The 26584-nt window shown below is 67.4% G+C and carries 23 protein-coding genes; 16 read left to right on the top strand and 7 right to left on the bottom strand.

What is annotated here, in order from left to right:
- Positions 1–334 precede the first annotated feature (334 nt).
- Both ACYKG1_RS07250 and ACYKG1_RS07245 read left to right on the top strand, forming a co-directional pair.
- Positions 335–1678 (top strand): diguanylate cyclase, encoded by a 1344-nt coding sequence (locus ACYKG1_RS07250; protein WP_478472718.1) that lies wholly within the window; start codon positions 335–337, stop codon positions 1676–1678.
- A gap of 85 nt (positions 1679–1763) precedes the next feature.
- Positions 1764–2225 carry a bacteriohemerythrin gene (locus ACYKG1_RS07245; protein ID WP_100471809.1) on the top strand — a complete coding sequence of 154 codons (462 nt, stop codon included), beginning with the start codon at positions 1764–1766 and terminating at the stop codon, positions 2223–2225.
- Here ACYKG1_RS07245 and ACYKG1_RS07240 read toward each other — a convergent pair.
- Both ACYKG1_RS07240 and ACYKG1_RS07235 read right to left on the bottom strand, forming a co-directional pair.
- Entirely contained in the window at positions 2206–3507 is a 1302-nt protein-coding gene (locus ACYKG1_RS07240) for an MFS transporter (protein WP_100471808.1), read from the bottom strand. The genes ACYKG1_RS07245 and ACYKG1_RS07240 overlap by 20 nt on opposite strands.
- A gap of 134 nt (positions 3508–3641) precedes the next feature.
- Positions 3642–5138 carry an aldehyde dehydrogenase gene (locus ACYKG1_RS07235; RefSeq protein ID WP_478472243.1) on the bottom strand — a complete coding sequence of 499 codons (1497 nt, stop codon included), beginning with the start codon at positions 5136–5138 and terminating at the stop codon, positions 3642–3644.
- Between the two features lie 104 nt (positions 5139–5242).
- Between ACYKG1_RS07235 and aptA the strand changes: the two genes are divergently transcribed.
- From aptA to ACYKG1_RS07200, 7 genes are all read left to right on the top strand, one after another.
- On the top strand, positions 5243–6595 hold the full coding sequence (aptA, locus tag ACYKG1_RS07230; protein WP_478472242.1) for an omega-aminotransferase AptA: 1353 nt from the start codon (positions 5243–5245) through the stop codon (positions 6593–6595).
- A 63-nt stretch (positions 6596–6658) separates the two neighbouring features.
- Positions 6659–7537 (top strand): ParB N-terminal domain-containing protein, encoded by an 879-nt coding sequence (locus tag ACYKG1_RS07225; protein WP_262227129.1) that lies wholly within the window; start codon positions 6659–6661, stop codon positions 7535–7537.
- 118 nt (positions 7538–7655) lie between these two features.
- Positions 7656–8942: a DUF445 domain-containing protein gene (locus ACYKG1_RS07220; RefSeq protein WP_100471804.1), complete on the top strand. Its 1287-nt coding sequence runs from the start codon at positions 7656–7658 to the stop codon at positions 8940–8942.
- 289 nt (positions 8943–9231) lie between these two features.
- A complete protein-coding gene (locus ACYKG1_RS07215; protein ID WP_262084477.1) occupies positions 9232–11457 on the top strand; it encodes a TonB-dependent siderophore receptor in 2226 nt (741 codons plus the stop codon).
- Positions 11458–11564: 107 nt separating this feature from the next.
- A complete protein-coding gene (locus ACYKG1_RS07210) occupies positions 11565–11879 on the top strand; it encodes a DUF3649 domain-containing protein (RefSeq protein ID WP_262084478.1) in 315 nt (104 codons plus the stop codon).
- Complete coding sequence (locus ACYKG1_RS07205) at positions 11876–13510, top strand: PepSY-associated TM helix domain-containing protein (protein ID WP_478472241.1); 1635 nt, start codon at positions 11876–11878, stop codon at positions 13508–13510. Before ACYKG1_RS07210 ends, ACYKG1_RS07205 begins: the two co-directional genes overlap by 4 nt.
- A complete protein-coding gene (locus tag ACYKG1_RS07200; protein ID WP_100471800.1) occupies positions 13507–13836 on the top strand; it encodes a DUF3325 domain-containing protein in 330 nt (109 codons plus the stop codon). The genes ACYKG1_RS07205 and ACYKG1_RS07200 overlap by 4 nt, the downstream gene beginning before the upstream one ends.
- 120 nt (positions 13837–13956) lie before the next feature.
- On the opposite strand, the gene rlmKL is transcribed toward ACYKG1_RS07200, so the two are convergent.
- The gene (gene rlmKL, locus ACYKG1_RS07195; protein ID WP_262084480.1) at positions 13957–16095 is read right to left on the bottom strand and encodes a bifunctional 23S rRNA (guanine(2069)-N(7))-methyltransferase RlmK/23S rRNA (guanine(2445)-N(2))-methyltransferase RlmL; all 2139 of its coding nucleotides are present in this window, start codon (positions 16093–16095) and stop codon (positions 13957–13959) included.
- A gap of 145 nt (positions 16096–16240) precedes the next feature.
- The gene (locus tag ACYKG1_RS07190; protein WP_049399884.1) at positions 16241–16768 is read right to left on the bottom strand and encodes an alpha/beta hydrolase; all 528 of its coding nucleotides are present in this window, start codon (positions 16766–16768) and stop codon (positions 16241–16243) included.
- A 72-nt stretch (positions 16769–16840) separates the two neighbouring features.
- Here ACYKG1_RS07190 and ACYKG1_RS07185 point away from each other — a divergent pair, with 72 nt between their 5' ends.
- Positions 16841–17407, top strand: coding sequence for an N-acetylmuramoyl-L-alanine amidase (locus tag ACYKG1_RS07185; RefSeq protein WP_262227135.1), 567 nt, complete (start codon positions 16841–16843; stop codon positions 17405–17407).
- A gap of 349 nt (positions 17408–17756) precedes the next feature.
- On the opposite strand, the gene ACYKG1_RS07180 is transcribed toward ACYKG1_RS07185, so the two are convergent.
- From ACYKG1_RS07180 to ACYKG1_RS07170, 3 genes are all read right to left on the bottom strand, one after another.
- Positions 17757–18659, bottom strand: a complete 903-nt coding sequence (locus ACYKG1_RS07180; RefSeq protein WP_478472238.1) for a sulfurtransferase — start codon at positions 18657–18659, stop codon at positions 17757–17759.
- Complete coding sequence (locus ACYKG1_RS07175) at positions 18656–19459, bottom strand: CoA pyrophosphatase (RefSeq protein ID WP_100471795.1); 804 nt, start codon at positions 19457–19459, stop codon at positions 18656–18658. Before ACYKG1_RS07175 ends, ACYKG1_RS07180 begins: the two co-directional genes overlap by 4 nt.
- Positions 19460–19584: 125 nt before the next feature.
- Entirely contained in the window at positions 19585–20286 is a 702-nt protein-coding gene (locus ACYKG1_RS07170; protein ID WP_005408797.1) for an FKBP-type peptidyl-prolyl cis-trans isomerase N-terminal domain-containing protein, read from the bottom strand.
- A 167-nt stretch (positions 20287–20453) separates the two neighbouring features.
- Here ACYKG1_RS07170 and ACYKG1_RS07165 point away from each other — a divergent pair, with 167 nt between their 5' ends.
- From ACYKG1_RS07165 to pstS (ACYKG1_RS07140), 6 genes are all read left to right on the top strand, one after another.
- The gene (locus ACYKG1_RS07165; protein ID WP_478472237.1) at positions 20454–21236 is read left to right on the top strand and encodes an enoyl-CoA hydratase/isomerase family protein; all 783 of its coding nucleotides are present in this window, start codon (positions 20454–20456) and stop codon (positions 21234–21236) included.
- A 4-nt stretch (positions 21237–21240) separates the two neighbouring features.
- Positions 21241–21594, top strand: a complete 354-nt coding sequence (locus tag ACYKG1_RS07160) for a hypothetical protein (protein ID WP_100471793.1) — start codon at positions 21241–21243, stop codon at positions 21592–21594.
- Positions 21594–22280 (top strand): endonuclease III, encoded by a 687-nt coding sequence (gene nth, locus ACYKG1_RS07155; RefSeq protein WP_100471792.1) that lies wholly within the window; start codon positions 21594–21596, stop codon positions 22278–22280. Before ACYKG1_RS07160 ends, nth begins: the two co-directional genes overlap by 1 nt.
- A 215-nt stretch (positions 22281–22495) precedes the next feature.
- The gene (locus ACYKG1_RS07150; protein ID WP_100471791.1) at positions 22496–23707 is read left to right on the top strand and encodes an OprO/OprP family phosphate-selective porin; all 1212 of its coding nucleotides are present in this window, start codon (positions 22496–22498) and stop codon (positions 23705–23707) included.
- Positions 23708–23939: 232 nt separating this feature from the next.
- Positions 23940–24956, top strand: a complete 1017-nt coding sequence (gene pstS, locus ACYKG1_RS07145) for a phosphate ABC transporter substrate-binding protein PstS (RefSeq protein ID WP_100471790.1) — start codon at positions 23940–23942, stop codon at positions 24954–24956.
- Positions 24957–25464: 508 nt separating this feature from the next.
- Positions 25465–26553, top strand: coding sequence for a phosphate ABC transporter substrate-binding protein PstS (gene pstS / locus ACYKG1_RS07140; RefSeq protein ID WP_100471789.1), 1089 nt, complete (start codon positions 25465–25467; stop codon positions 26551–26553).
- Positions 26554–26584 lie beyond the last annotated feature (31 nt).

The following is a 26584-nucleotide window of genomic DNA, read 5'->3' as shown; positions in this document are numbered from 1 at the left end:
GCTCACCCCCATGGATGGTTGGAAAGACAACTTCAGGCAATTCCGTTTCGCCACCCCACGACTGGATGGCTCTCGACCTCGCTTGAAGGGTTCCTTCGTTCGACGCAGTCGTGCCCAAGCCACCAGCAGGTGTGGCGCGACCCAGCATAACCACGCCACACTGCAAGCGCCATGAAGGGAATCCCTCCGATCCTCACCCTGTTCTCCCAAAGATGCCCGGTGCCCCCTCCGGAACCGTGCAGGGCAGATCTGTCCACAACCGAGTGCCCCGGCTAAAGTTGCGTCCGAAACCGCCGCTATCGGTGCCGAGCCCTCCTCCGTGAGCCACCGCATCATGCCCGTCCTGCCGCAGGCCGCCGTCGATGGCGACCTGGCCGATCCGCTGCCGCAGCGGATCCTGCTGGTCGAAAACTCCCGTGCGTTCACCGGCATGCTGCGTGAAGCCATCGAGCAGCGCCTGGAACTGCCGGTGGTGATCGCCTCCACCCTGGCCGAGGCCGATCGCCTGCTGAGCGAGGATGGCGGCTGGTTCCTGGTGCTGACCGGGTTGGTGCTGGCCGACGGCGACCGCGATACGGTGGTTGAGTTCTTCCTCAAGCGCGGCCTGCCCACAGTGGTGGTCAGCAGCGTCTACGACGAGGACCTGCGCAAGCGCGTGCTGCAGCAGCAGATCATCGACTACGTGCTGAAGAATACCCCGGGCAGCATCGACTACCTGGTGTGGCTGGTGCAGCGGCTGGAACGCAACCGCCGCATTGCCGCGCTGGTAGTCGACGATTCGCCGTCCGCGCGCGGCTATGCCGCCGCCCTGCTGCGCATGTATGGCCATGAGGTGCACGAGGCCGCTGACGGCAACGAGGGCCTGGCCGCGATCGAGGCGCATCCTGCGATCCGCCTGGCGGTGGTCGACCAGGAGATGCCCGGCATGCAGGGCGTGGAGTTCACCCGCCGCCTGCGCACCCTGCGCTCGCGCGACAAGGTGGCGGTGATCGGCATTTCCGGCAACACCGACGCCTCGCTGATCCCGCGCTTCCTGAAGAACGGCGCCAACGATTTCCTGCGCAAGCCGTTCTCGCGCGAGGAATTCTTCTGCCGCGTCTCGCAGAACGTCGACCAGCTGGAACTGATCGGCACCCTGCAGGACCTGGCCACCCGCGATTTCCTCACCGGCCTGCCCAACCGTCGCTGTTTCCTGGAACAGAGCCAACGCCAGCTGCCGCAGCTGCAGCTGCACGGCCAGTGCGTGGCGGTGGCGATGATCGACATCGACCACTTCAAGCACATCAACGATACCCACGGCCACGAGGCCGGCGACGACGCGCTGCGCGCGGTGGCCGGTGCGGTGGCCGCGCACGCCCGTAGCCAGGACCTGATCGCACGCTTCGGTGGCGAGGAGTTCTGCCTTCTGGTGCCGGACATGGAACAGGATGAGGCACTGCAGTACTTCGAAGAACTACGCCAGCGTATTGCTGCGCTGGAAGTGGACATCGGCGCCGCCACCCTGCGCATGACCGTCAGCATCGGCCTGTGCTGCCTGCGCCCGCAGCGTGATGCACTGCACCGGCTGATCTCCGAAGCCGACCGCCAGCTGTACCTGGCCAAGGCCGGTGGCCGCAACCGGGTCAGCTGCACCACGGTGGCCAGCCCGCTGCGCCCGCGCGAGCCTGCCCTGCCCTGACCGGCCCGCTTTGATCCAGATCAACGCCGTTCCCGCACGGCAGCCCTACAGTCGGCCCCGACATAGGCATGAAGGGGAGCCGGGGATGGCACTACTGGTCTGGCAGGACGATCTGAACATCGGCATCGATGTGATCGACCAACAACACCGCCGCATCATCGAGATGCTCAACCACCTGCACGTGGCCCAGGCCAGCCTGCAGCGCGCGGCGGTGGGCGAAGTGATCGACGAGGTGGTCGACTACACCATGTCGCACTTCGCGTTCGAGGAAGAGCTGATGGAGGAAGCGGGCTACCCGTTCTGTGCCGCGCACAAGCGTGTGCATGAGGTCTTCATCAAGCGGGTGTCGGAATACCGCATGCGTTTCCAGGCCGGCGAAGACATCAGCGACGAACTGCGCACCATGCTCTCGCGCTGGCTGTTCAACCACATCCGCGGCGATGACCAGGCCTACGCCGAACAGGTCAAGGCGCACCTGAACCAGTTCGCCCGCGAACACCAGGGCGGCGGTTGGCTGGGGCGCACGCTCAAGCGCTTCTTTGGCTGAGCCGCAGCGCGCGCCGGTGCAGTGCCACCAGCGCGCACAGGGTCGCTGCCGCAGTCAGGCACAGGTAGTAGCCGACCGCGACCAGGCCGAAGCGTTCGGCCAGCCAGGTGGCCAGGTACGGCGCCGGTGCCGCACCCAGAATGCCGGCCAGGTTGAATGACAGCGAGGCGCCGGTGTAGCGCACTTCCACCGGGTAGATCTCGGCCAGGAAGGTACCGCAGGGGCCGTAGGTCAACCCCATCAGGAACAGGCCCAGGCACAGGAACGCCGTGACCAGCCCGGGGCTGTGCGGCTGGAACAGCGGTGCGAACAGCACGCCGAAACCGATGATCAGCACGCTGGCCACGATCATCGTGCGGCGCGTGCCCCAGCGGTCGCCATAGCGCGCCGACAACGGGATGCCCAGCGCGAAGAACAGCATGCCGGCCATCTGCATCAGCAGGAACTGCTCACGGCTGTAGCCCAGCACCGCCGTGCCATGGCCGAGACTGAATACGGTCATCAGGTAGAACAGCACGAAGGTGGCGAACGCGCCCAGCGTGCCCAGCAGCATCGGCACCGGATGGTCACGCAGTACCGTCCACATCGGCAGCCGTACCGGCGCCTTGCGTTCGAGCGCCTTCTTGAAATCCGGTGTCTCGTGGATGTTCAGGCGCACCCACAGGCCAAGGCCGACCAGCAACGCGCTGGCCACGAACGGAATGCGCCAGCCCCACTGCAGGAAATCGGCCTGGCTCAGGCAGCGGCCGAGCACCAGGAAGATGCCGGCCGACAACAGGAAGCCGAGCGGTGCGCCCAGCTGCGGGAACATGCCGTACCAGGCGCGCTTGCCCGGTGGTGCGTTCTCGGTGGCCAGCAGCACCGCCCCACCCCACTCGCCGCCCAGCCCCAGGCCCTGGCCGAAACGGCACAGCGCCAGCAGCGCCGGTGCCCACAGCCCGATCTGCGCATGGGTGGGCAGCAGGCCGATCAGCACCGTCGACAGGCCCATGGTCAGCAGCGCAGCGACCAGGGTAGCCTTGCGGCCGATTCGGTCGCCGAAATGGCCGAACACCGCCGAGCCCACCGGGCGTGCGATGAACGCCACCGCGAAGGTTGCCAGTGACTGCAGCAGGGCAGCCTGTTCGCTGCTGTCCGGGAAGAACAGGTGCGGGAACACCAGCACTGCGGCCGTGGCGTAGATGTAGAAATCGAAAAACTCGATGGTGGTGCCGATCAGGCTGGCCAGCAGGACACGGCGGGGAGAATTCACGGGCGGCGCGGCAGCGGTGATCGTCGACATCGGCAACACGGGTAACGGCGGATCGCCCGATTCTGCCACGGGCCGGTGGCCGCACGGGGCGATGGTTTCAGCCGACACCGATGCCAACCAGGATGGCAGGCGCCATTCTTCTGCAGCGTCGAGCAGCCGCGTCGTTACAGCTGGATCCAGGTGGCCTTGATCTCGCTGTACTTGTCGAACGCATGCAGCGATTTGTCCCGCCCGTTGCCGGACTGCTTGTAGCCTCCAAACGGTGCGGTCATGTCGCCGCCATCCCAGCCATTCACCCAGACGCTGCCGGCACGCAGCTGGCGCGCCACGCGATGGGCACGGCCCAGATCGCGGGTCCACAGCCCGGCGGCGAGGCCGTAGCGGCTGTCGTTGGCCAGGCGCACCGCTTCGGCTTCGTCATCGAAGCCCAGCACAGCCAGCACCGGCCCGAACACTTCCTCGCGCGCCAGTGCCTGGTCCGGGCTCACCTGGTCGAACACGGTGGGCTGCACATAGCAACCACCTGCCTCGACCTCGGCGCGATGACCGCCCAGCAGCAAGCGGGCGCCCTCGCTTTCGGCACGCGCGATATCCCCCATCACCTTGTGCAGATGCGCGGCATCCACCAGCGCGCCCATCGGTGCGTCGGCGTCCAGCGGGTGGCGCGGCTGCATGTGCTGGCCGTAGGCAACCACCTGGTGCACGAAATCCTCGCGGATCGAGCGCTGTACCAGCAACCGCGAACCGGCGGTACAGACCTCGCCCTGGTTGAAGAAGATACCCTGTGCCACGGCCTTGGCCGTCGCGTCCAGATCGGGAGCGTCGGCGAACACCACGTGCGGGCTCTTGCCGCCACACTCCAGCCAGACCCGCTTGAGGTTGGACCGGCCGGAATACTCCAGCAGCTTTGCGCCGGTGGCGGTGGAACCGGTGAACGCCAGCACATCCACGTCCATGTGCAGGGCCAGCGGTTCACCGACGCGCGCACCGTGGCCGGGCAGCACGTTCAGCACGCCCTCCGGCAGCCCAGCCTCGATGGCCAGCGCCGCCAGCCGCAGCGCACTCAGCGGCGACCGCTCCGAAGGCTTGAGCACCACCGAGTTGCCCATCGCCAGCGCCGGCGCGATCTTCCAGCAGGCCATCAGCAACGGGAAATTCCACGGCACGATGGCCGCCACCACGCCCGCCGCCTCGCGGGTGATCAGTCCCAGTTCGTGCGGACCGGTGGGCGCGACCTCGCCATACAGCTTGTCCACGGCCTCGGCAGTCCAGGTCAGGCAGCGCACCACGCCGGGCAGGTCGATACGGCGGGCGTCACGCACGGGCTTGCCCATGTCCAGGGTTTCCAGCAGCGCCAGTTCATCGGCGTGCGTTTCAACCAGTGCGGCCAGGGCCTGCAGTACGCGCTTGCGGTGGGCCGGACTGGCCTGTGCCCAGTGCCCCGCCTCGAAGCTGCGCCGCGCGGCCAGTACCGCACGTTCCACGTCCTGCGCGTCGCAGTCGGCAACCGCCCCCAGCACACGTCCGTCGATCGGGCTGATGCAGTCGAAACGGGCACCGCTGGCCGCATCGACATAACGGCCGTCGATGAAGGCCTGGCCGGGTATCGACAGCTGAAGCGCCAACGCCTGCCAGTGGCTGCGGTCGGGGAAATCGGCCATGGGAAGCTCCAACATTCAACGAGCCTTGGTTATACCGGGACCGCCGCGACTCCACCGTGACGCGGCTGCGCTACATTCGTCGCATCGGACCCGATGGAGCTGGCATGAAGCGTCCCGAAAGCGACCTGCACGACCTGGCCACCCAGCGCCCTGAGTCACTGGACGCGTACTGGATGCCGTTCACCGCCAACCGCCAGTACAAGGCCGCCCCGCGCATGCTGGTACGCGCCGAAGGCATGCATTACGAAGATGTCGACGGCCGCCAGATCCTCGACGGCACCGCCGGCCTGTGGTGCTGCAATGCTGGCCACGCACGACCGCGCATCGTCGAGGCCATCGTCGAGCAGGCACGCACCCTCGACTACTCGCCAGCCTTCCAGATGGGCTCGCCGCCGGCCTTCGCGCTGGCGCAGCGGCTGGCCGCGCTGGCACCTGCCCCGCTCAACCATGTGTTCTTCACCAGCTCCGGGTCCGAGGCGGTGGATACCGCGATGAAGATCGCGCTGGCCTATCACCGCCAGCGTGGCGAGGGCCAGCGCACCCGCTTCATCAGCCGCGAGAAGGCCTACCACGGGGTCGGTTTCGGCGGCATGGCGCTGGGCGGACTGCCCAACAACCGCAAAGCGTTCGGCCTGCAATTGGGCGGCGTCGACTACCTGCGGCATACCCTGGACCTGCAGCGCAATGCGTTCAGCAGGGGCCTGCCACGCCAGGGCGCGGAGCTGGCCGACGACCTGGAACGACTGATCGCGCTGCATGATGCCTCGACGATTGCCGCCGTATTCGTCGAACCCATCGCCGGGTCGGCCGGGGTGATCCTGCCCGCGCCGGGCTACCTGCAGCGCCTGCGCGAACTGTGCGATCACCACGGCATCCTGCTGGTGTTCGACGAAGTCATCACCGGCTTCGGCCGGGTCGGCATGCCGTTCGCTGCGCAGCGCTTCGGGGTCACCCCGGACCTGCTGACCTTCGCCAAGGCGGTCAGCAACGGTGCAGTACCGCTGGGCGGCGTGCTGGCCAGCGACGCCGTGCATGCAACCCTGATGCAGGCACCGCCACAGGCCATCGAGCTGTTCCATGGCTATACCTATTCGGGCCATCCGCTGGCGTGCGCCGCAGCGCTGGCCACGCTGGAGGTCTATGCCGAGGAACGCCTGTTCGAGCGTGCCATCGAACTGGGCGAATACTGGCAGGAACGCCTGCATGCCCTGCAGGGCCTGCCCAACGTGATCGACATCCGCAACTTCGGGCTGGTCGGCGCGGTCGAACTGGCGCCGCGCCGCGATGCCCCCGGCAGCCGTGGCTACGAGGTGTTCCGGCGCTGCTTCCACGATGGCCGGCTGCTGGTGCGCTGTACCGGCGACATCATCGCGCTGTCGCCGCCCCTGATCGTGGACAAGGCGCAGATCGACCAGATCACCGGCACCCTGGGCGAGATGATCCGGGCCACCGCCTGAGCCCTGGCCGGGGGTAGCGAGCGGGTACAATCGGCGGTTCCGCTCCTGCTCGCTGCCGTGCCCATGGATATCGTCGTCAAAGAAGAACTGAAGGCCTACATCGACCCGCTGACCGCGGACGAACATGACGCGCTGGAGCGCAGCATCCTGGCCGAAGGCTGCCGCGATGCACTGGTGCTGTGGGGCGATGTGCTGGTCGACGGCCACAACCGCTTCGGCATCTGCCAGAAGCACGGCCTGCCCTTCAACACCGTGCAGAACACCCGCTTCCAGAGCATGGAAGACGTGCACCTGTGGATGATCGAACAGCACCTGGGCCGGCGCAGCGTGTCCGACTTCCAGCGCGGCGTGCTGGCGCTGCGCAAGCGCGACATCCTGGCCGCCCGCAAGCAGGTCGAGCAGGCGCAGCTGCAGCGCGAGAGCGATGGCACCGCCGACGTCGCCGAGGATGCCGGCGAGGACAGCCCGCCGTGGGAACCGGCACCGAAGATCAGCCGCGCCGAACTGGCCCGCGAGGCCAAGCTGAGCACCAGCCAGGTCGGCATGATCGAACGCATCCATGCCCAGGCCGCGGCCGAGGTGGTGGAAGCGGTGAAGGCCGGCGTGATCTCGATCAGCGCTGCCGCCGCCGTGGCCGACCTGCCGGAAGACGAGCAGCGTGCCGCCGCCGCCGGTGGCAAGGACGAGCTGAAGCAGGCCGCCAAGCGCGTGCGCGAGTCCAAGCGCAAGCCGCGCGCGCCAAAGCCTGAACCGGCCGAGATGGACTTCGAGGAAGTGGACGAGGAGCAGATCGCCAGCCGCGACGCGGAGGTTCTGTCGGCGCTGGAGCAGCTGGGCGAGGATGCACCGGCACTGCGCCGCCGCGTGGTCGCGCTGACCCGCGAGAACGACACCCTGCGCGCGCAGCTGGCCGCGCTGCGCAAGCAGCTCGAAGCACTCTGAACCAGCGGGTAGTGCCGGCCGCTGGCCGGCAACCCCATGAACGTTCCGGGTGCGTTGCCGATGCCGGCCAGCGGCTGGCACTACCCGTTGCTCATCCGCTGGCAGGTAGACTTCAGGCATGACGCCTGCCCACGATCCGCGCCGCGCACAGCTGCGGCGCCTGAAAGCCCTCGCGCTGGGCCTGCTGCTGTTGATGCTGGCCGGTTTCGCGGTCAGCCACTGGCAAGGCGAACGCGGCATCTGGGCCTGGGTCTCGGCGTTCTGCGAGGCCGCAGCCGTGGGCGCACTGGCCGACTGGTTCGCCGTCGTTGCCCTGTTCCGGCGGCCGATGGGCCTGCCGATTCCGCACACCGCGATCATCCCGCGCAGCAAGGAACGCATCGGCGACAGCCTCGCCCTGTTCGTGCGCGACCAGTTCCTGGAACCGCAGGTGCTGCTGGCCAAGCTGCAGGTGTTCGATCCGGCCAGCCGTCTCGGCAGTTGGCTGGCCGACCCGGCGCGCTCGCGGATGCTGGCCGACATGGCCCGTGGTTGGGCCCTGCAGGCACTGGACTTCTTCGACGAAACCGCGGTGCGCCGGCAGCTGCATGCCTTCGTGGTGCAGCAGTTGCGGCAGTGGAATGCCGCCGCCACCGCCGGTGAGCTGCTGGCCCTGCTGACCGCCGACGGGCGCCACCAGCGCGTGCTGGACGAGGGCCTGCAGCGCCTGGGGCGCTGGCTGGAGCAGCCAGAGGTGAAGGAACGCGCATCGCAGCTGATCGTGCGCTACATCCAGCGCGAATGGCCGACGCTGTCGAGCACGGTGAACTGGGTCAAGCCGATCGACGAGATTGGCGACAGCCTGGCCGAGCGCCTGGCGCGGGCAGTGCTGGAAGAACTGCAGCAGGTATTGGCCGAGCCGCAGCACCCGCTGCGCCAGGATTACGAAAGCTGGCTGCAGAACTACGTGCAGCGCCTGCGCGAGGACCCGGCCCTGGCCGAGCGCATCGAACAGCTCAAGCAGGAAATGATCGACCACCCGGCCCTGCAGGAGTACGTGCAGGGGCTGTGGGCGCGCATCCACGCCGGCCTGCGCGCGGACCTGCAGCGCGAGGACTCGGCGCTGGTCGGCCACCTGCAGCGCAGCCTGGCCTCGCTGGGCAGCAGCCTGCAGGCCGACCCGGCCCTGCGCGAGGCCCTCAACCAGCACCTGCTGGAGGGTGCGCAGCGCCTGACCGGCCGCCTGCGCGAGGGCGTGACCACGCATATCGCGCAGACCGTGAAGAGCTGGGACGAGCGGCACCTGGTCGAGCAGCTGGAACTGAGCGTGGGCCGCGACCTGCAGTTCATCCGCTTCAACGGCACACTGGTAGGCGGGCTGATCGGCCTGTTGCTGCATGCGGCGACGGTGGTGTTCAGGTTCTAGGAACCCATCCGGCTGTCGATGCACGCCCTGCGTGGGGAGAATCCGTCACGCTTGATTAACGAAATGCGAATGCCTATCATTTGCTGATCGGTTGTACGCTTAGCCAAGCGGGGCACGGAAGCACGCACCCACCCGCCCCTTCGCCCGTGTACATCCCCCGACTACCGGGTCGCCCGCACCAAGCGGGCGGCGCACCGTCGATGGGACTCGCGGGGCGGCGTGCGCGAAGCACGCGGCGGCTGCGTCTGCGCATTCCATCGCCTGTTTCGTCCTGCATGGAATCGCACCGATGGCAACGCCGCTGAACCTCCCTCGTCCCACTCTGCTGGCCCTGGCCGTGACCGCACTGATGATCGCCCCGCTGGCCCACGCCGACGGCACTGCCGATCCTTCCGCGCGCACGCTGGATACGGTCCAGGTCACCGCTGACGGCGATATCGTCGACAGCTATACGGTCAAGCGTGCCAGCACGGCCACCAAGCTTGGCCTGTCGCTGCGCCAGACGCCGCAGTCGATGACCGTGGTCACCCGCCAGCGCCTGGACGACATGGGCCTGTTCTCGCTGTCCGATGTGATGGGCCAGGTCACCGGCGTGGCGGTATCGGTCACCGACAGCGAGCGCATCAACTACGTCTCGCGCGGCTACAACATCACCAATTTCCAGGTCGATGGGATGCTCAATACCTTCGGTGGCTACATCAAGACCAACACCGACAGCGTGATCTACGACCGCATCGAAGTGGTGCGCGGCGCAACCGGCCTGACCACCGGTGCCGGCGATCCCTCCGGCACCATCAACTTCGTGCGCAAGCGTCCTACCGACAGCTTCCAGATGAGCGCCAACCTGACCCTCGGGCGTTGGGGCAACCAGCGCCTGGAGGCCGACCTCGGTGGCCCGGTTGCGCTCGACGGCCGCATCCGCGCGCGCGTGGTGGCGGCCAAACAGCAGAGCGACTCGTTCCGCGATGTCTACAAACTGGACAAGGACGTGTTCTACGGCATCGTCCAGGCCGACATTACCGACACGACCCTGCTCGAGGCCGGCTACGAGTACCAGTCGCCGCGCACCACGGGCGTGACCTGGGGCGTGGTGCCGTACTGGGGGTCCGATGGCCAGCCCGCCAACCTGCCGCGCTCGACCAACCTGTCCGCACGCTGGAGCAGTTGGCCGATCATCGAAAAGAGCGCATTCGCACGCCTTGAACAGCAGCTGGGCAACGGCTGGACCGCGAAGGCCGCCTATACCCGCTCCAAGCGCGAAACCGACGGTGCGGTGTGGTACGGGGCCTCCGGCTACCCGAATGCCGATGGCAGCGGCATCAGCGCCTTCGTCGGCAGCTTCGGCGAGAACGGCGACATGCAGGTGTTCGACTTCAACGTCGGTGGTCCGTTCCGGCTGTTCGGCCGGGAACACGAGCTGGTGCTCGGTTTCGGCCAATCGGTGCGCAAGGGTGAAGTGCCTGCCACCGACACCGCTGCCTACCCGGACAGCTACACCCGTGTACCGGATTGGCACCGCTGGAACGGCGACGTCGCGCCGCTGCAGGTCACCCGCCTGGGCTATCTGGCTTCTGAAGACGAATTGCGCCAGCGCGCGGCCTATCTGGCGACGCGCCTGCAGCTGGCCGATCCGTTGACCGCGGTGCTCGGCGCGCGCTACGGCAGCTGGGAAACGCGCACCTGGAACTACACCCATGACGCCGCCGGTCGCCTGACCGATACGCGGCGCGGCGGCTACAAGCCGGACGACTCGCTCACTCCGTATGCCGGCTTCATCTACGACTTCAACCGCTACTTCAGCGGCTACGTCAGCTACACCGACATCTTCCAGCCGCAGAACTACCGTGACCGGGACAACAACTATCTTGAACCGGTGGTCGGTGACATGTGGGAAGCCGGCGTCAAGGCCGAGTTCTTCGACGGTCTGCTGAATGCTTCCGCGGCCGTGTTCAAGGGCCAGAAGGACAACGTTGCCGAGCTCGATGACTCGGTGCCGGAAAACTCGCTGCCGGGAGGGGCCAGTGCCTACCGCTCCACCGGCAAGGGCAACAAGGTCAAGGGCTGGGAGATCGAAGCACAAGGCAGCCTTGGCGAGAACTGGAACCTGGCGGCCGGCTTTACCCACACCGTCAGCCGCAATGCGCAGGGCGTGCGCCAGAACACCGTCATCCCGGTCGATCTGTTCCGCCTCAACGCCAGCTGGCGACCGGGCGGCGCTGAAGGCCGCTTCTGGCTGGGCGGTGGCGCCACCTGGCAGAGCGGTATCTGGAGCCTGAGCAACAAGCCGCGTGCGGATTTCCTGACCAGCGGCAAGCGCGACCGGGTGGCAATCGAACAAGGCGACATCTACCTGCTCAACCTGTCGGCGGGCTATCGCTTCAACGAGAACTTCACCGCGCAGGTGAACGTGAACAACCTGCTGGACAAGAAGTATTACAACCGCGTCGGTTTCTATGACGGCGTGTTCTGGGGCGAACCGCGCAATGTGACGATGACACTGCGCTGGAAGCTCTGATCCTCGATGGATGGCACCGGTTCTGCGACCGGCGCCCGGCCACGGAGGGCCAACCCCGGCGCGCTGCGGTGCGCCGGTTCCTTTTCACTGAAACCTGCAGGAATGCCGTGGACCGCTCGCCCGCAACCGCCAGCCCCCGCACCTTCTTCTCCAACCCGCGCTGGAGCGTGCTGTCACGCTCGCTGGCGGCGATCTTCGGCGGCTACGCGCTGGCCTCGGTAACCAGCGTGTTCTGCGCAGTGGCCCTGCCCGGTGCGCGCGGGCAGACCGTGCTGACCGGGATGCTGCTGGCGATCCTGGTGGCCGCCTGCGCGCCGCTGTGGGCGTTCGCCACCCGCAGTGCGCTGCGTGCGTGGGTCGGCATCCTCGCGCCCACCCTGCTGATGGCAGTCGTCGCGCGCATGCTGGGGGCCTGGGCATGAAGAACGGATTCCGCCAGTCGATGGCCTGGCTGCACACCTGGACCGGCCTGCTGGTCGGCTGGCTGCTGCTGCTGATCTTCATGGCTGGCACGGCCAGCTACTACCGCGAGGAAATCAGCCGCTGGATGCGCCCGGAGCTGCCCTCCAGCAACGTCAGCATCGATGTCGCCGCGCAGCGCGCGGTGGACTACCTGCAGGCCAACGCCGCGCAGGCCGAGAACTGGTTCGTCACCCTGCCGCAGCCGCGCAACCCGGCCATGCAGATGTTCTGGCGGCTGCCACCGGAGCTGGCCGACCCCAGCCGTGGCCGCCGCGGTGGTTTTGGTGATGCCACGCTGGACCCCAACACCGGCCAGGCACTGAAGGCACGCGAAACGCGTGGCGGTGATTTCTTCTACCGTCTGCACTTCGACCTGCACTACATCCCGGTGCTGTGGGCACGCTACCTGGTGGGGTTCTGCGCAATGTTCATGCTGGTGGCGATCATCACCGGCGTCATCACCCACAAGAAAATCTTCAAGGACTTCTTCACCTTCCGCAAGGACAAGGGCCTGCGTTCCTGGCTCGATTTCCACAACGTCAGCGCGGTGATGGCCCTGCCCTACCACGCGATGATCACCTATACCGGCATCGTCACCCTGATGATCATGTACCTGCCGTGGGGCGTGAAGGTCGCCTATCCGCAGGACGAGGACAAGTTCTTCGGCGAAGCCTTCGGCGGCATGCCGGAAGTGACCGCGCCGGCCGAAGGCCGCGCCGCGCCGCTGCCGATCGCGCAATTGCTGGACAGCGCCCGCGCCCACTGGCACGGCGTGGAAGTGGCCGGCTTCACCGTGTCCAACCCGGGCGCGGCCAATGCGGTGATCGACATCCGCCAGCGCGACGGCAAGCGCCTGTCCACCGACACCCCGGCGCTGCGCTATGACATGGTCAACGGCACGTTGCTGGGGGAAACGCCCCCTTCCGGCGGCGCCACCGCCACCCGTGGCGTGCTGTACGGCCTGCACCTGGCGCGCTTCGCCGACTGGGGCCTGCGCGCACTGTTCTTCCTGTCCGGCCTGGTCGGCTGCCTGATGGTGGCCAGCGGCGTGGTGCTGTGGGCAGTGAAGGAACGGCCCAAGCATGCCAAGAGCGGCCGCATCGGCTTCGGCCTGCGGCTGGTCGACGCGCTGAACATCGGCACCGTGGCTGGCCTGCCGATTGCCTTTGCCGCCTACTTCTGGGGCAACCGTCTGCTGCCGCTGGACATTGCCGAGCGCTCGAGTGCGGAAGCCAACGTGTTCTTCTACGCTTGGGGCGGTGCGCTGCTGGCCGCCTTCATCTGGCCGAAGCGGATGATGTGGGCCTGGCAGCTGTACCTGGGCGCGGCCGCGTTCGCGCTGGTGCCGGCGGTCAATGCGCTGACCACGCAGGCCCACCTTGGCGTCACCCTGCGCAACGGCGACTGGGTGCTGGCCGGCGTCGATCTGTCGATGATCGCGTTCGGTGCGATGCTGGCGCTGTGCGGCTGGCGCATGCAGCGCTGGACGCCACCGCTGTCTGCGGCCGAAAAGAAGAAGCGTGCCGCTGCGGCGGCACCCAAGGCCGCGGTGGACGCTGCGGAAACCGCCGAAGCGGAGGCCAGCGCATGATGCTGCTGGCATTGACCCTTTCGTTCTCTGCGTTCACCGCGTTGTCGCTGGCGATGGAAAAGCACCAGCACGACCTGCACGGCAAGGCTGCAGCCTCGTCGGCACGACGCATGCAGTGGCGGGTACTGGGCTGGGCCTTGCTGACGGTGGCGTTCGCACTATGCGTGGTCGACCACGGCTGGGCGATGGGCCCGGTGCTGTGGCTGGGCACGATGACGCTGGGTGGCGTGGTGCTGTCGTTCGGGTTGTACCCGTACCGGCCAAAGTGGATCGCATCGCTGGCGATCGCGCTGCCCGTGGCCGGGCTGCTGGCGGCGTTGGTGTAGCAGAGCCATCGGGGTCGGATCCCTTGCGCACAGCGCAAGGGCTCTGCCCCCTGGTACGTAGATCCGGATGGGGTCAGAGCCCCTGCGCTTCGCGCAAGGGATCCGACCCCGGGCATCGGCTCAACCCAACCGCTTCAGTTCCCACGCGCGGTGGATGCGCGCATTGCGCTCGAAGTCCGGACCAATCGTGCGCGCGGTGATCTCGCGGCACTGGGCGAACTCGGCAATGGCGTTTTCTTCCAGCTTGAAGCGGCGGAAGTTGTTGGAGAAGTACAGCACGCCGCCCGGCGCCAGGCGCGCCACCGCCGCACGCAGCAGCTTCAGCTGCTCGCGCTGCACGTCGAAGTCATCGGCGCGTGCGGAGTTGGAGAAGGTCGGCGGGTCACAGAAGATCACGTCGTACTGGCCACGGTCGCCTTCCAGCCACGCCATCGCATCGGCCTGTACCAGCAGGTGCTGGCTTCCGCCCTGCCCGTTCAGCGCCAGGTTGTCGTAGCACCACTGCAGGTAGGTCGCCGACAGGTCGACGCTGGTGGTGCTGGCGGCTCCGGCCACCGCGGCCTGCACGCTGGCCACGCCGGTATAGCAGAACAGGTTGAGGAAGCGCTTGCCACGCACCTGCTCGGCCATCATCCGGCGCAGCGGGCGGTGGTCGAGGAACAGGCCGGTGTCCAGGTAGTCGAACAGATTCACCTGCAGCAGCGCGTTGTTCTCACGCACCACGATGAATTCGTCACGCTGTTCAAAGCGGCCGTACTTGCTGCCACCCTTGCCGCGCTCGCGCGACTTCATCGAGACCTGCTCCGGCGGCACGCCGAACACTTCGCGCGCTGCCGCCAGCAGCTCGTTGCGGCGGCGGCGCACGTCGTTCTCGGGAATCGCCGCCGGTGCGGCGTATTCCTGCACGTGCAGGAAGGTACGGCGCTTGCCACCGTCTTCCTCGTAGACATCGATGGCCGCCGCGTACTCCGGCAGATCGGCGTCGTAGGCGCGGAAGCAGGTGATGTCCTCGCGGGCACGCCAGCTCTTGAACTTCTTCAGGTTCTTGCGCAGGCGGTTGGCCACCATCTGCGCGCCTTCGCTCAGCTCCCGCGGCTGTGCCGGATCACGCCCCGGCACGGCGATCGGATCGCAGACGATCAGCGCGCATTCCAGCGCGCCGTTGAACATCTGGTACTTCTTGCCCGCGCGCAGGCCGGTGGCGAAGGCCAGCTCGTCGTTGCCGCACAGCAGGCTGGCACGCCACTGCGGCACGGCCTTCTGCAGGGCGTTGCCCAGCGCACGGTACAGCGCCGGGTCGGCGGCCAGGCGCTCGTCGTACGGTGGGTTGCAGACCACCGCACCGATCCCCTGCTCCGGCGCGGCCAGATCGGCCACATCGGCGCGGGTGAAGCGGATCGCATGGGCGACGCCCGCGACCTCAGCGTTCTCGCGCGCCGCCTGGATCGCGGTCGGGTCGATGTCGCTGCCGTGGATGACCGGCTTCAGCGCGGCCAGGCCCGCGGCCTCACGGTCACGCGCTTCGCTCTGGATGGTCTTCCAGGCGGCCCTGTCGAAGCCCAGCCAGCGGCTCGGCGGCAGGCTGCCATGGCGCATCAGGCCGGGAGCAACGTCGGCGGCCATCAGCGCGCCTTCGATCAGCAGCGTGCCGCTGCCGCACATCGGGTCCAGCAGGCCACCACCGGCGGCGTGCAGGCGCGGCCACTGAGCGCGCAGCAGCAACGCGGCGGCCAGGTTTTCCTTCAGCGGTGCCTCGTGGGCGGCCCCGCGCCAGCCACGGCGATGCAGCGGGCCGCCGCCGAGGTCGATCGACAGCGAGGCACGACCCTTGCGCAGCGACAGGTTGACGCGCACATCCGGCAGGTCGGTGTTGACCGATGGCCGCTCCAGGCCCTCGTCGCGCATGCGGTCGACGATGGCGTCCTTGATCCGCTGCGCGGCGAAGCGGGCGTGGGTGATCTTGTCGCCGGACACGTGCGCGTCCACCGCCAGGGTCATCTCCGGCTTGATGTGCTCGTGCCACGGCAGCGCACGCACGCCGTCATACAGGGCCTGCTCGTCCGGGCATTCGAACTCGTCGATCGGCCACAGCACGCGGCTGGCCAGGCGCGACCACATCACGATCCGCAGCGCCTGCTCCAGTTCGCCCTCGGCGTTGACGCCGGCAATGGTGGCAGTGGCCTTGCCAAGGCCCAGGGCCGACAGTTCATCGGCAAGCAGGTATTCCAGGCCCTTGGCGCAGGAGACGAAGAATTTCACGGGATCGGTTCGCAGGTGGTCGGGCGCGGCACAGGAGCCGGGCCAGTCGGAAAGGAGGGCCGTAGTCACGGCCGGCAGGCCCGCGCCGGGGGCGGCGGGGCTGCCATTGTAGTCAATGCGGGCGGGCGCGCCGTGCGCCCGGGCTTCACAGCTGGCGCAGCAGGCGCTCGAAGGCCTGCGCGGAGGCCTCCACGTGGTGCTCCAGGCGGTGGCCATCGTCGACCAGCAGCAGCTGTGCCGAACGCGCCTGCGCCCAGGCGATCACCCCGGCGGCCGGCACTACGTCGTCATGCCAGGCCTGCACCACCGTGGTCGGCACCGCGGCGGCATCCAGCGCCGGCATCGGTCCCATGGTGGTCGGCGGCACCATCAGGAACAGGCCGGCCACCGGCACCTGCAGCGAGGCGATGGCCGAGATGTAGGCGCCCAGGCTGGAGCCCGCCAGCACCACCGGGCCCTGCTGTGCCGCGATGGCGGTGCGCTCGACCAGGCGGCGCAGGCGGGTCGGTACGTCGCCTACGCGGCTGACCTCGCTCATCGCGTCCAGGTCGGTGTAGTCCGGGCGCTCGTGGGTCCAGCCCAGCCGTTGCGCCACATCCGCCAGTGCGGTGACCTTGGTCGCTTCCGGGCCGCTCTCGAAGCCATGCGACAGGATGCAGTGGCCGCGGCTCATGCACGTGCTCCGTGCGAGCGGGCCAACGAGGAAAAGGGAGGCAGGTTCATGCCGCAATGCTAGCATCGCCGGATGCCCAACCCGCTCCTGCCCGGCCTGCAGCTGCAGCCCCTGCCTTACGAAGACCGCCTGCCGCTGCGCGACCCGGCCACGCTGGAGATGGTGGTGATCCACTGCACCGAGCTGCCCGATCTGGCGATGGCCCGCGATTACGGCGAGCGCGTGCTGTACGACAGCGGTGCCGGCAACAGCGGCCACTTCTACATCGACCGCGATGGCAGCGTAGTGCAGTACGTGGCACCGGAACGCGTGGCCCACCACGTGCGCGGCATGAACGCACATACGCTGGGAATCGAGCTGGTCAACACCGGGCGCTACCCGCACTGGTTCGACAGCCGCCAGCAGGCGATGGACGAGCCCTACACCGAAGCACAGCTGCAGGCGCTGGAGCAGCTGTTGCTGGCGCTGGTAGCGCGCTACCCGTCGCTGCGGCGGATTGCCGGGCACGACCAGCTGGACCTGGAGCAGGTGCCAGCCAGCGACGACGCGGCACTGAGGGTGGCACGCAAGCGCGATCCGGGGCCGCTGTTCCCGTGGGCGCGGATCCTGGCGAAGGTGCCGCTGCAGGGGTTGGAGTAAGCGGCAGGGCGGCGCCCTGCACCTGCAGAAGCCGAAGCCAGAGCAACAGCAGAAGCTGACCTCCTGAGGGGAGGCGGGGTGGATCCGGTTGCGGGGGACGCTGCAAGTACGTCCATGTAAGCTCGGTCGCCGCATCCATGCGGCTCACGCCCCCGCAACCGGACCCACCCCGCCTTCGACAGATTCCCGCTGCTGTTGGTGGGTGCCGACCGTTGGTCGGCACGGGATCGAATCGATCAGAATGGGCTTTTGTAGAGTCGAGCCGCGCTCGACTGCTCTTTGCGTGCGAATCGGGCACAAGGGGGTCAGAGCCGTTTCCCACTGGGAAACGGGTCCGACCCCACGCGGCTCAGGTGCCAGTGGCGACCGGGCGGCTGCTGTCGCTCACCCAGCCGCTCCACGAGTCGGCGTAGATGCGCGCGCCGGACAGGCCCGCCGTTTCCATCGCCAGCAGCAGATGGCAGGCGGTCACGCCCGAACCACACATCAGCACCACCTGCTGCGGATCACGATTGCCGATCACGCCCTGCAGTTCGGCGCGCAGCTCCTGTGGGTCGCGCAGGTGGCCGTCGAGCACGTTCAATGCGAACGGGCGGTTGACCGCGCCCGGTACGTGGCCGGCGACCGGATCCAGCGGCTCGACGTCGCCGCGGAAGCGTTCGCCCGCACGTGCATCGACCAGCCAACCCGGCGCGTGCTTCAGCCGGGCGGTAATTTCATCGGCATTGGCGATCTGGGTAGTATCGAAACGGCCCGGGTAAGCCGGCAGTGCGGTCACTTCGCCCTGGCCGGTGGCCAGGGTGTGACCGGCGGCCTGCCAGGCGGCGATGCCACCATCGAGCACAGCCACCTTGGCATGCCCGATCAGGCGCAGCAGCCACCACAGGCGCGAGGCGGCCATGCTGCCGTCACTGCCGTCGTAGACCACAACCTGGGTGTCGGGACCGATGCCCCACGTGCCGAGCTTGGCGGCGAACGCATCGCTGTCCGGCAGCGGGTGCCGGCCATGTCCGACGCGGCCCAGATCGGACAGGTCGCGGTTGAGATCGGCATGCACCGCGCCCGGAACATGCCCTGCCAGATACTGGCTACCGGCAGCCTGCGGATCGGCCAGCGAAGCACGGGCATCGACCACGCGCAGGGCGGTGCTGGCGGTAGCACGTGCGTCGACGACACGTACGCCTTCACCCAATGCAGCAGCCAGGCTGGCGACATCGACCAGAGTGGTCCACGGCGGATCGATCGGCTTCATTGCACTTGCTCCAGGCGGCGACGCAGGTTGTAGAGGATGGCGGCAGTTGCGCCCCAGATACGCTGGCCTGGCCAGCCATATTCGAGGACGTGGCGGACGCGGCCGCGATGATTGATTTCGACCTGGTGCAGGTTGTCGGCCGCCATCAGGTACGCCAACGGCACCTCGAACACTTCGGCCACTTCGCTGGGCTGCGGCACCGGTATGAAATCCGGATCGACCACCGCCACCACCGGCGTGACCCGGTAGCCGGTGATCGTCACGAAGGGATCGAGATACCCCAGCGGCTGCACCTGGCCGGGCGCCAACGCGATTTCTTCCTGGCTCTCGCGCAGTGCGGCCGCCAGTGCATCGCGGTCATCGGGTTCGGTACGGCCGCCGGGGAATCCCACCTGGCCACCATGGGTGCGCAGGGTTTCCGTGCGACGGGTGAGGATCACCTGTGCGCCGTTGGCGCGCGGCACGATGCCGGCCAGCACCGCAGCTTCCACGGGGGGACCGGGCGGCAGCAGGTCGATCAGCTCACTGCGGTTCCAGCCGTCGCCGGCCGGCGGTTGGGCCAGTGGGTGCAGTGCACGCATCAGTCGCTGGTGGTCGGCCAGTGAGCCACGCAGTGATTGCTGCAGTTGTTCGCGCAGGGGCTGCGCGCGATGCAGGATGCGGCTGCGTTCCTCGTTGCTCATCGACGACCACCGCGCGATCTCATCGATATGCCGCCCGCAGCCTGTGCATTGCCGGTGCGGATCCAGCGTGCACACTCCGATGCAGGGACTTGCGACAACACGCGCCGTTTCTTCCATTGTTTGCACCCGGCAACAGTAGCGCGATCGGACTGAATTTGCGCGCGATGAGGTGGCGCGCAGCGCACCGCGCAAACAAAAACGCGCCGGTGGGGTCACCGGCGCGTTTCGTCTGCTGCTTCGATTTACTTGACGCTGACCAGCTTGATCTCGAACTGCACAGCCACGTTCGGCGGGAACGGGGTGCGCGGGTCGGCACCGTAGGCCTGGTCCGGCGGCAGGGTGACTTCCCACTTCGAGCCTGCCGGCATCTGCAGCAGGGTCTCGCGCATGGCCTTCATTTCGACTTCGCTGACCTTGATCGACGGGATCTGCTGGGCCGGGCGGGCTTCGGTCGGGCGCTGGCCGTACGGGAACGGACCGGCCACTTCCAGCTGCACGGTGCTGGCCTGGGTCGGCTTGGCACCCTTGCCGGCTTCGATCACGCGGTACTGGACGCCGCTCGGCAGGGACTGCACGCCGGCCTTGGCCTTGTTCGCCGCGATGAACTGATCGCTCTTGGTCTTGTTTTCGGCAGCAGCCTTTTCGTACTCGGCCTTGGCAGCCTGGGCACGGCCCTGCTCGCGCTTCTGGAAGGCTTCAACAGCCGGCTTCAGCTGCTCGGCGGTGATCGCCGGCTGCTTCTTGGCGTAGGCATCCTGCAGGCCCTTCACCACCGAGTTGATGTCCAGCTGCTCACCACGACCGGTCAGCTCCGCCAGGTTGTTACCGTAGTCGTAACCGAAGTAGTAGCTCAGCTTGCCCTTTTCGGACGAAACGTCCTGGGCGAAGGCATTGCCCGTCAGGGCCAGGGCCGCGACGGCGACCGCGATAGAACGCAACTTCATCAAACAGTTCTCCAGGGGTGGTAACTCAGGGACGTTCTGCGCCGCCCTGAGGCGACGGGTTAGGATAACGGGCGCAACGTATAACCGCTACTCACGATGCAGGCTATGACCCGTCTGCGTTTGCAGAGTTCAATATCACTTTTTTTTAACGTTCCAGGAGTTTTCCCGTGGCCGATACCCTGATCGCTGTCGCCGACGACGGCGCCATCCGCACCGTGACCGTCCAGCGCCCGGACAAGCTCAATGCCCTCAACGCCGCGACCCTGCAGGCCCTGGCCGAGGCGTTCAGCGCGGCTGCCACCGACCCGGAGGTGCGCGTGGTGGTGTTGACCGGCGCCGGCCCCAAGGCCTTCGTGGCCGGTGCCGACATCGCCGAAATGAACACACTCAGCGCGGTTCAGGGACGTGATTTCTCGCTACTGGGGCAGGCCCTGATGCGCCAGATCGAACGCATGCCCAAGCCGGTCATCGCCCGCGTGAACGGATTCGCGCTGGGCGGCGGCCTGGAACTGGCGATGGCCTGCCACCTGCGCATTGCCGCCGATACCGCCAGGGTCGGTCAGCCGGAGATCAACCTGGGGCTGATTCCCGGCTTCGGCGGCAGCCAGCGGCTGCTGCGCCTGTGCGGTCGCGCCGCGACCCTTGAGCTGTGCCTGCTGGGTGCGCCGATCGACGCCGCGCGCGCACTGGAACTGGGCATCGTCAACGAAGTGGTGCCGGCCGACGCACTGGACGCGCGCGTCCAGGACCTCGCCCGCCAGCTGGCGCGCTCGGCCCCCTTGGCCCTGCGGGGCCTGCTCGATGCGGTGCACGTGGGCGGCGAATGCAGCCTCGAGGCCGGGCTGGAATACGAAAGTGCGCAGTTCGGCCTGCTGTTCGCCACCGAGGACATGCGCGAAGGCACCAGCGCCTTCCTGCAGCGCCGCCCGCCGGCGTTCCAGAACCGCTGACGCCATGGCATCCCGACCCAACCCCGCGCAGCTGTTCGCCCGGGTCCAGGCAGACGATCTCGATGGCGCCCTGCAGGCCGGGCTGATGGACTACGTCGTCCGTGCCGGCGACGAACAGCTGCTGCCTGGCCACCCGGACCTTCCGCAACGCCTGCAGCAGGCGCAGCAGCAGCTGCATGCCGCCTGGGCTGCACGCGAACGCTACCGCGCCCGTGCGGTGCGCCTGGCCCGCCGCGAGGCCGAGCGCGATGCGCGGCGCACCCCGGCCCCGGCGCCCGACGTGAAACCCGCCCTGCCCGCCGCAGCGGCCGCGATCCTCGCCCGCGCCAAGGCCCGCGCCAGCGGCAAGGAGTCGTAGTGGCCACCACGAAGAAGACCGCACGCGCCCCGGCGCGGCGTGCCGGCGCGATGCCGCGTGCCGACGTGGTGGAGATGTTCACCCGCCTGCGCGAACTCAACCCGCACCCGAAGACCGAACTGGAATACAGTTCGCCGTTCGAACTGCTGGTGGCGGTGGCACTGTCGGCGCAGGCCACCGACGTCGGCGTCAACAAGGCCACCCGCCGCCTCTTCCCGGTGGCCAACACGCCGGCAACGATCCTTGCACTCGGCGAAGAAGGGCTGAAGCAGTACATCTCCACCATCGGCCTGTTCAACGCCAAGGCAAAGAACGTGATCGCCACCTGCGCGATCCTGCTGGAAAAGCATGGCGGCGAAGTACCGCGGGATCGCGATGAGCTGGAAGCGCTGCCGGGCGTGGGCCGCAAGACCGCCAACGTGGTGCTCAACACCGCGTTCGGCGAGCCGGTGATGGCGGTGGACACGCACATCTTCCGCGTCGCCAACCGCACCGGGCTGGCCCCTGGAAAGAACGTGCGCGAGGTCGAGGATCGGCTGGTCAAGGCAATTCCGGCCGAATTCCTTCTCGATGCGCACCACTGGCTGATCCTGCACGGGCGCTACGTGTGCAAGGCCCGCAAGCCCGATTGCCCGGGATGCGTGATTGCCGATCTGTGCCGGTTCAAGGAAAAAACCGTGGCGTAGCCCGCCGGTCGAGGATCGGAGAAAGCATCCACGGATGGCGCGGATGTACTGCAATCCGTGCGCAACGGCAGCGTCACATGCAAGCGTTTACATCAGCGGGCCCTGCCGTGACGGGGCCTGCGGCGGAGTGCGCTCGTGCGCGAACTGTCACATTTACGCAATCTTCACGATCTAGCCTGCGCGCATCTTCCCACCTGCCTGCAAGGCTCCTCTCCATGAAACTGCATCACCAACTCCTGACGGTCGCCGTGGCTGCTGCGCTGTATGTGCCGGCTGCACACGCCGAAGTCGCCATCGACGTGATCGGCGGTTCGGAAATCACCTTCGAAGGCCTGGTCCAGGCCGACGGTAACTGGTTCGACAACGACCTGACCGACCTCAACGGTGGCGACGCCGGCAACGGCAAGAACAGCGAATTCGAACTGCGTCGCGCCGAGCTGGTGCTGAAGGGCAAGGGCCCGGGCAACGTGGAATGGGTGGTCGGCTATGACGCCAAGGCCGACAAGTTCCTCGACACCAACGTGAAGTACAAGCTGCTGGGCAACGCCAACCACTTCATCCAGGTCGGCCAGTTCAAGCAGCCCAACAGCCTGGAAGAGCTGTCCAGCACCAAGAACAACGACTTCATTTCCAAGGCCGCTGTCACCAACACCTACGCCGTGGCCCGCCGCCTCGGCGGCGCCTACAGTTATGGCCAGGACAACTGGTCGATCACGGCCAGCGCCTTCGGCCGCGAACTGACCCGCAACCTGGCCCATGGCAGCGGCTACGGCGCGCGTGGCACCTTCGCCCCGATCAACGAGAAGGGCCAGGTCCTGCACTTCGGCCTGAGCTACGTCGACTACGACACCGACGCGGACACCCTGCGCGTGCGCGCCCGCCCGAACGCCGACCTGGCCACCGCGCGCCTGGTCGATGGCGGCAACATGACCGACACCGACCGCGTGAGCACCATCGGCGCCGAAGCGATGTACTTCCAGGGCCCGTTCAAGGCCCAGGCCGAGTACTACACCAGCAAGGCCAAGCGTTACGCCCATGACAACTACACCAGCGACGGTTATTACGTCAGCGGCGTGTGGAATGTCACCGGCGAAACCTGGAGCTACAAGGGCGGCACCCCGGGCACCGGCCTGCCGAACAACCCGGCCGGCGGCCAGTGGCAGCTGGGCGTGCGCTACGACCACATGGATCTGAACGACGGCAACCTCGCCGCCAACCCGGTGGCCGGTCGTCCGCCGATCGTCGATGGCGTGCTGGGCGGCAAGATGGACATCTGGACCGTCGGTGCCAACTGGTACTGGCGCTCGAACTTCAAGCTGATGCTCAACTACGTGATGGTCGACAGCAAGAAGTACAGCTCCTCGGCCCGCGGCTTCGTCAACGACGACCCGAACATCCTGGAAGCCCGCGCGCAGTTCTTCTGGTAAGACCAGCCGCCTGCGTTCGACCGCGAAGGCACGGCTCCGGCCGTGCCTTCTTCGTCGCAACGTTGCCCGCGCCGCCGCGGGCTGCAGCACGGCATAAAGCCCGCAGCGCCCTTCATGACGCGTGTCACATCCGCGTCATATGACAGACGCGGGCGTGTCACGCAACCGTTATGGAATGTGCACCGAAACGTCGGGCAACCGCCCCTCGACCACCACCCCAGGAGTCTCTCCCGTGATCCACGCCTTCAAGTCGCGCGCCGCTGTCGCCATCCTGGCCGCATCGTCCGTGTTCGCCGCCAATGCCGCCGATATCACCGGCGCGGGCGCCTCGTTCATCTATCCGGTCATGTCCAAGTGGTCGGCCGACTACAGCACCGCGACCGGCAAGAAGGTCAACTACCAATCGATCGGTTCCGGCGGTGGCATTGCGCAGATCAAGGCCAAGACGGTTGATTTCGGCTCCTCCGACGCGCCGTTGAAGCCGGAAGACCTGGCCGCCTCGGGCCTGGCACAGTTCCCGTCGGTGATCGGTGGCGTGGTGCCGGTGGTCAACGTGGCCGGCATCGCCCCGGGCGCGCTGAAGCTCGATGGCGCCGTGCTGGCCAATATCTTCCTGGGCAAGATCAAGACCTGGAACGACCCGGCCATCGCCGCGCTGAACCCCGGCCTGACCCTGCCGAACGCCAAGGTCACCGTCGTGCACCGTTCGGACGGTTCGGGCACCACCTTCAACTTCGTCAACTACCTGTCCAAGGTCAGCCCGGAGTGGAAGAGCTCGGTCGGTGAAGGCACCTCGGTGCAGTGGCCGGCCGGCATCGGCGGCAAGGGCAATGAAGGCGTTGCCGCGTACGTGAAGCAGATCAAGGGCGGCATCGGCTACGTTGAACTGTCCTACGCGCTGCAGAACAAGCTCTCGTACACCGCGATGAAGAATGCCGCCGGCAAGTTCGTGCAGCCGAGCGATACTTCGTTCGCCGCCGCGGCCGCCAGCGCCGACTGGGCCAACGCCAAGGATTTCTACCTGGTGATGACCAACGCCCCGGGCGCTGAATCCTGGCCGATCACCGCCACCAACTTCATCCTGGTGCAGAAGGCCCCGAAGAACGCCGCCAACGGCAAGGCGACCCAGGAGTTCTTCCGCTGGGTCTACAAGAACGGTGACGCGCAGGCCCGCCAGCTGGACTACGTGCCGCTGCCGGACAGCCTGGTGCGCCAGATCGAAACGTACTGGACCCAGAACCTGAAGTAAGCGCGTTCCCCCGCAGGAACGGGATCGGCGGGTCCTCTCTCCCCCGCCGATCCCACCCGGGCGCGAGATCCTCGAGATCTCGCGCTCTTCTTGTTTTTGGGGGGTTGGTCGTGAAGAGCGCTGCGCCTTCGCTGATCCGTGGGGGAGTCGGTGGGCCAGGGCGTGCAGGACACGCCGTAAACCCGTCCCTGGGGGCTCGGCCACGGCATCCATGCCGTGGACGGTCCTGCACGCCCTGGCCCACCGCCTCTCGACAGTTCATCGGGGGCGCGGTGGGGTCATGAAAGGCATGCGCAAAGGCAAGAGCGTTTGTAGAGCCCCGGCCGTCATATCGGTGCGCAGATCCGGGGTCTCCGGGGGTCTCCCGGACCGCGGCCAACCCCGTGAAACCCTTGTCAGAACGTGATCCAGTACACCTCTGTCATGGGCGTAATACGGCTGTAACAAAAACATCATTTCATAGCCGCATCCGCCGACGACGTCGGCTCTACCCCGCTATGGAGTGACCATGAAACTGCACTCGGCCGGCCTTGCCGCCCTTTCCCTGGCCATCGCCCTGGGCCTGTCGGCCTGCGGTGGCGACAAGCAGGCCGCGCAGCAGCCGGCTGCCGACGGTGCCGCCGCCCCGGCCGCTGCCGGTGCCAAGGTGACCGCCGAAGTGTCCGGCGCCGGCGCTTCCTTCATCTTCCCGCTGGTGTCCAAGTGGTCGGCTGACTACAACGCCAGCACCGGCGCCAAGATCAACTACCAGTCGATCGGCTCCGGCGGCGGCATCGCCCAGATCAAGGCCGGCACCGTCGACTTCGGTTCCTCCGACAAGCCGCTGAGCAGCGAAGAGCTGGCCCAGGCCGGCCTGGCCCAGTTCCCGTCCGCCATCGGCGGCGTGGTGCCGGTGGTCAACATTGAAGGCCTGGAAGCCGGCAAGCTGCGCCTGAGCGGCGCCCTGCTGGCCGACATCTTCCTGGGCAAGGTCAAGACCTGGAACGATCCGGCCATCGTCGCTGCCAACCCGGGCGTGAAGCTGCCGGACGGCAAGATCACCCTGGTCCACCGTTCGGACGGTTCGGGCACCACCTTCAACTTCTCCAACTACCTGTCCAAGGTCAGCCCGGAATGGAAGAGCAAGGTCGGCGAAGGCACCTCGGTGCAGTGGCCGGACGGCGTCGGTGGCAAGGGCAATGAAGGCGTTGCTTCGTACGTGAAGCAGATCAAGGGCTCGATCGGCTACGTCGAACTGGCCTACGCACTGCAGAACGGCATGCCGTACACCGCCATGCAGAACGCGGCCGGCAACTGGGTCGAGCCGAGCGCGGAAACCTTCGCCGCTGCAGCTGCCAGCGCCGACTGGGCCAGCGCCAAGGACTTCAACCTGGTCATCACCAACGCCCCGGGCGAGCAGGCGTGGCCGATCACCGCCACCAACTTCATGCTGATGCAGAAGCAGCCGAAGGACGCCAAGCGCAACCAGGACACCCTGGCCTTCTTCAAGTGGGCCTTCGAGAACGGCCAGGCCCAGGCCAACGAGCTGCACTACGTGCCGCTGCCGGCCGAACTGGTCAAGCAGATCGAGGCCTACTGGGCGACCGACCTGAAGTGATGGATATGACGGTGCCCGCCCCGCGCGGGCA

The sequence above is a fragment of the Stenotrophomonas sp. 85239_Sma genome (assembly GCF_056481725.1).
The sequence above is the reverse complement of the archived record's forward strand: the minus strand, read 5'-3'. Positions and strand labels throughout refer to the sequence as shown.

Coding starts and splice junctions, on each gene's coding strand:
- ACYKG1_RS07185 (WP_262227135.1), top strand. CDS start 16,841: ATGCCCAACCCGCTCCTGCCCGGCCTGCAGCTGCAGCCCCTGCCTTAC.
- aptA (WP_478472242.1), top strand. CDS start 5,243: ATGAAGCGTCCCGAAAGCGACCTGCACGACCTGGCCACCCAGCGCCCT.
- pstS (WP_100471789.1), top strand. CDS start 25,465: ATGAAACTGCACTCGGCCGGCCTTGCCGCCCTTTCCCTGGCCATCGCC.
- ACYKG1_RS07215 (WP_262084477.1), top strand. CDS start 9,232: ATGGCAACGCCGCTGAACCTCCCTCGTCCCACTCTGCTGGCCCTGGCC.
- ACYKG1_RS07245 (WP_100471809.1), top strand. CDS start 1,764: ATGGCACTACTGGTCTGGCAGGACGATCTGAACATCGGCATCGATGTG.
- ACYKG1_RS07170 (WP_005408797.1), bottom strand. CDS start 20,286: ATGAAGTTGCGTTCTATCGCGGTCGCCGTCGCGGCCCTGGCCCTGACG.
- ACYKG1_RS07150 (WP_100471791.1), top strand. CDS start 22,496: ATGAAACTGCATCACCAACTCCTGACGGTCGCCGTGGCTGCTGCGCTG.
- ACYKG1_RS07180 (WP_478472238.1), bottom strand. CDS start 18,659: ATGAAGCCGATCGATCCGCCGTGGACCACTCTGGTCGATGTCGCCAGC.
- ACYKG1_RS07240 (WP_100471808.1), bottom strand. CDS start 3,507: ATGTCGACGATCACCGCTGCCGCGCCGCCCGTGAATTCTCCCCGCCGT.
- ACYKG1_RS07205 (WP_478472241.1), top strand. CDS start 11,876: ATGAAGAACGGATTCCGCCAGTCGATGGCCTGGCTGCACACCTGGACC.
- ACYKG1_RS07160 (WP_100471793.1), top strand. CDS start 21,241: ATGGCATCCCGACCCAACCCCGCGCAGCTGTTCGCCCGGGTCCAGGCA.
- ACYKG1_RS07250 (WP_478472718.1), top strand. CDS start 335: ATGCCCGTCCTGCCGCAGGCCGCCGTCGATGGCGACCTGGCCGATCCG.
- ACYKG1_RS07175 (WP_100471795.1), bottom strand. CDS start 19,459: ATGGAAGAAACGGCGCGTGTTGTCGCAAGTCCCTGCATCGGAGTGTGC.
- ACYKG1_RS07235 (WP_478472243.1), bottom strand. CDS start 5,138: ATGGCCGATTTCCCCGACCGCAGCCACTGGCAGGCGTTGGCGCTTCAG.
- ACYKG1_RS07200 (WP_100471800.1), top strand. CDS start 13,507: ATGATGCTGCTGGCATTGACCCTTTCGTTCTCTGCGTTCACCGCGTTG.
- ACYKG1_RS07220 (WP_100471804.1), top strand. CDS start 7,656: ATGACGCCTGCCCACGATCCGCGCCGCGCACAGCTGCGGCGCCTGAAA.
- ACYKG1_RS07190 (WP_049399884.1), bottom strand. CDS start 16,768: ATGAGCCGCGGCCACTGCATCCTGTCGCATGGCTTCGAGAGCGGCCCG.
- ACYKG1_RS07225 (WP_262227129.1), top strand. CDS start 6,659: ATGGATATCGTCGTCAAAGAAGAACTGAAGGCCTACATCGACCCGCTG.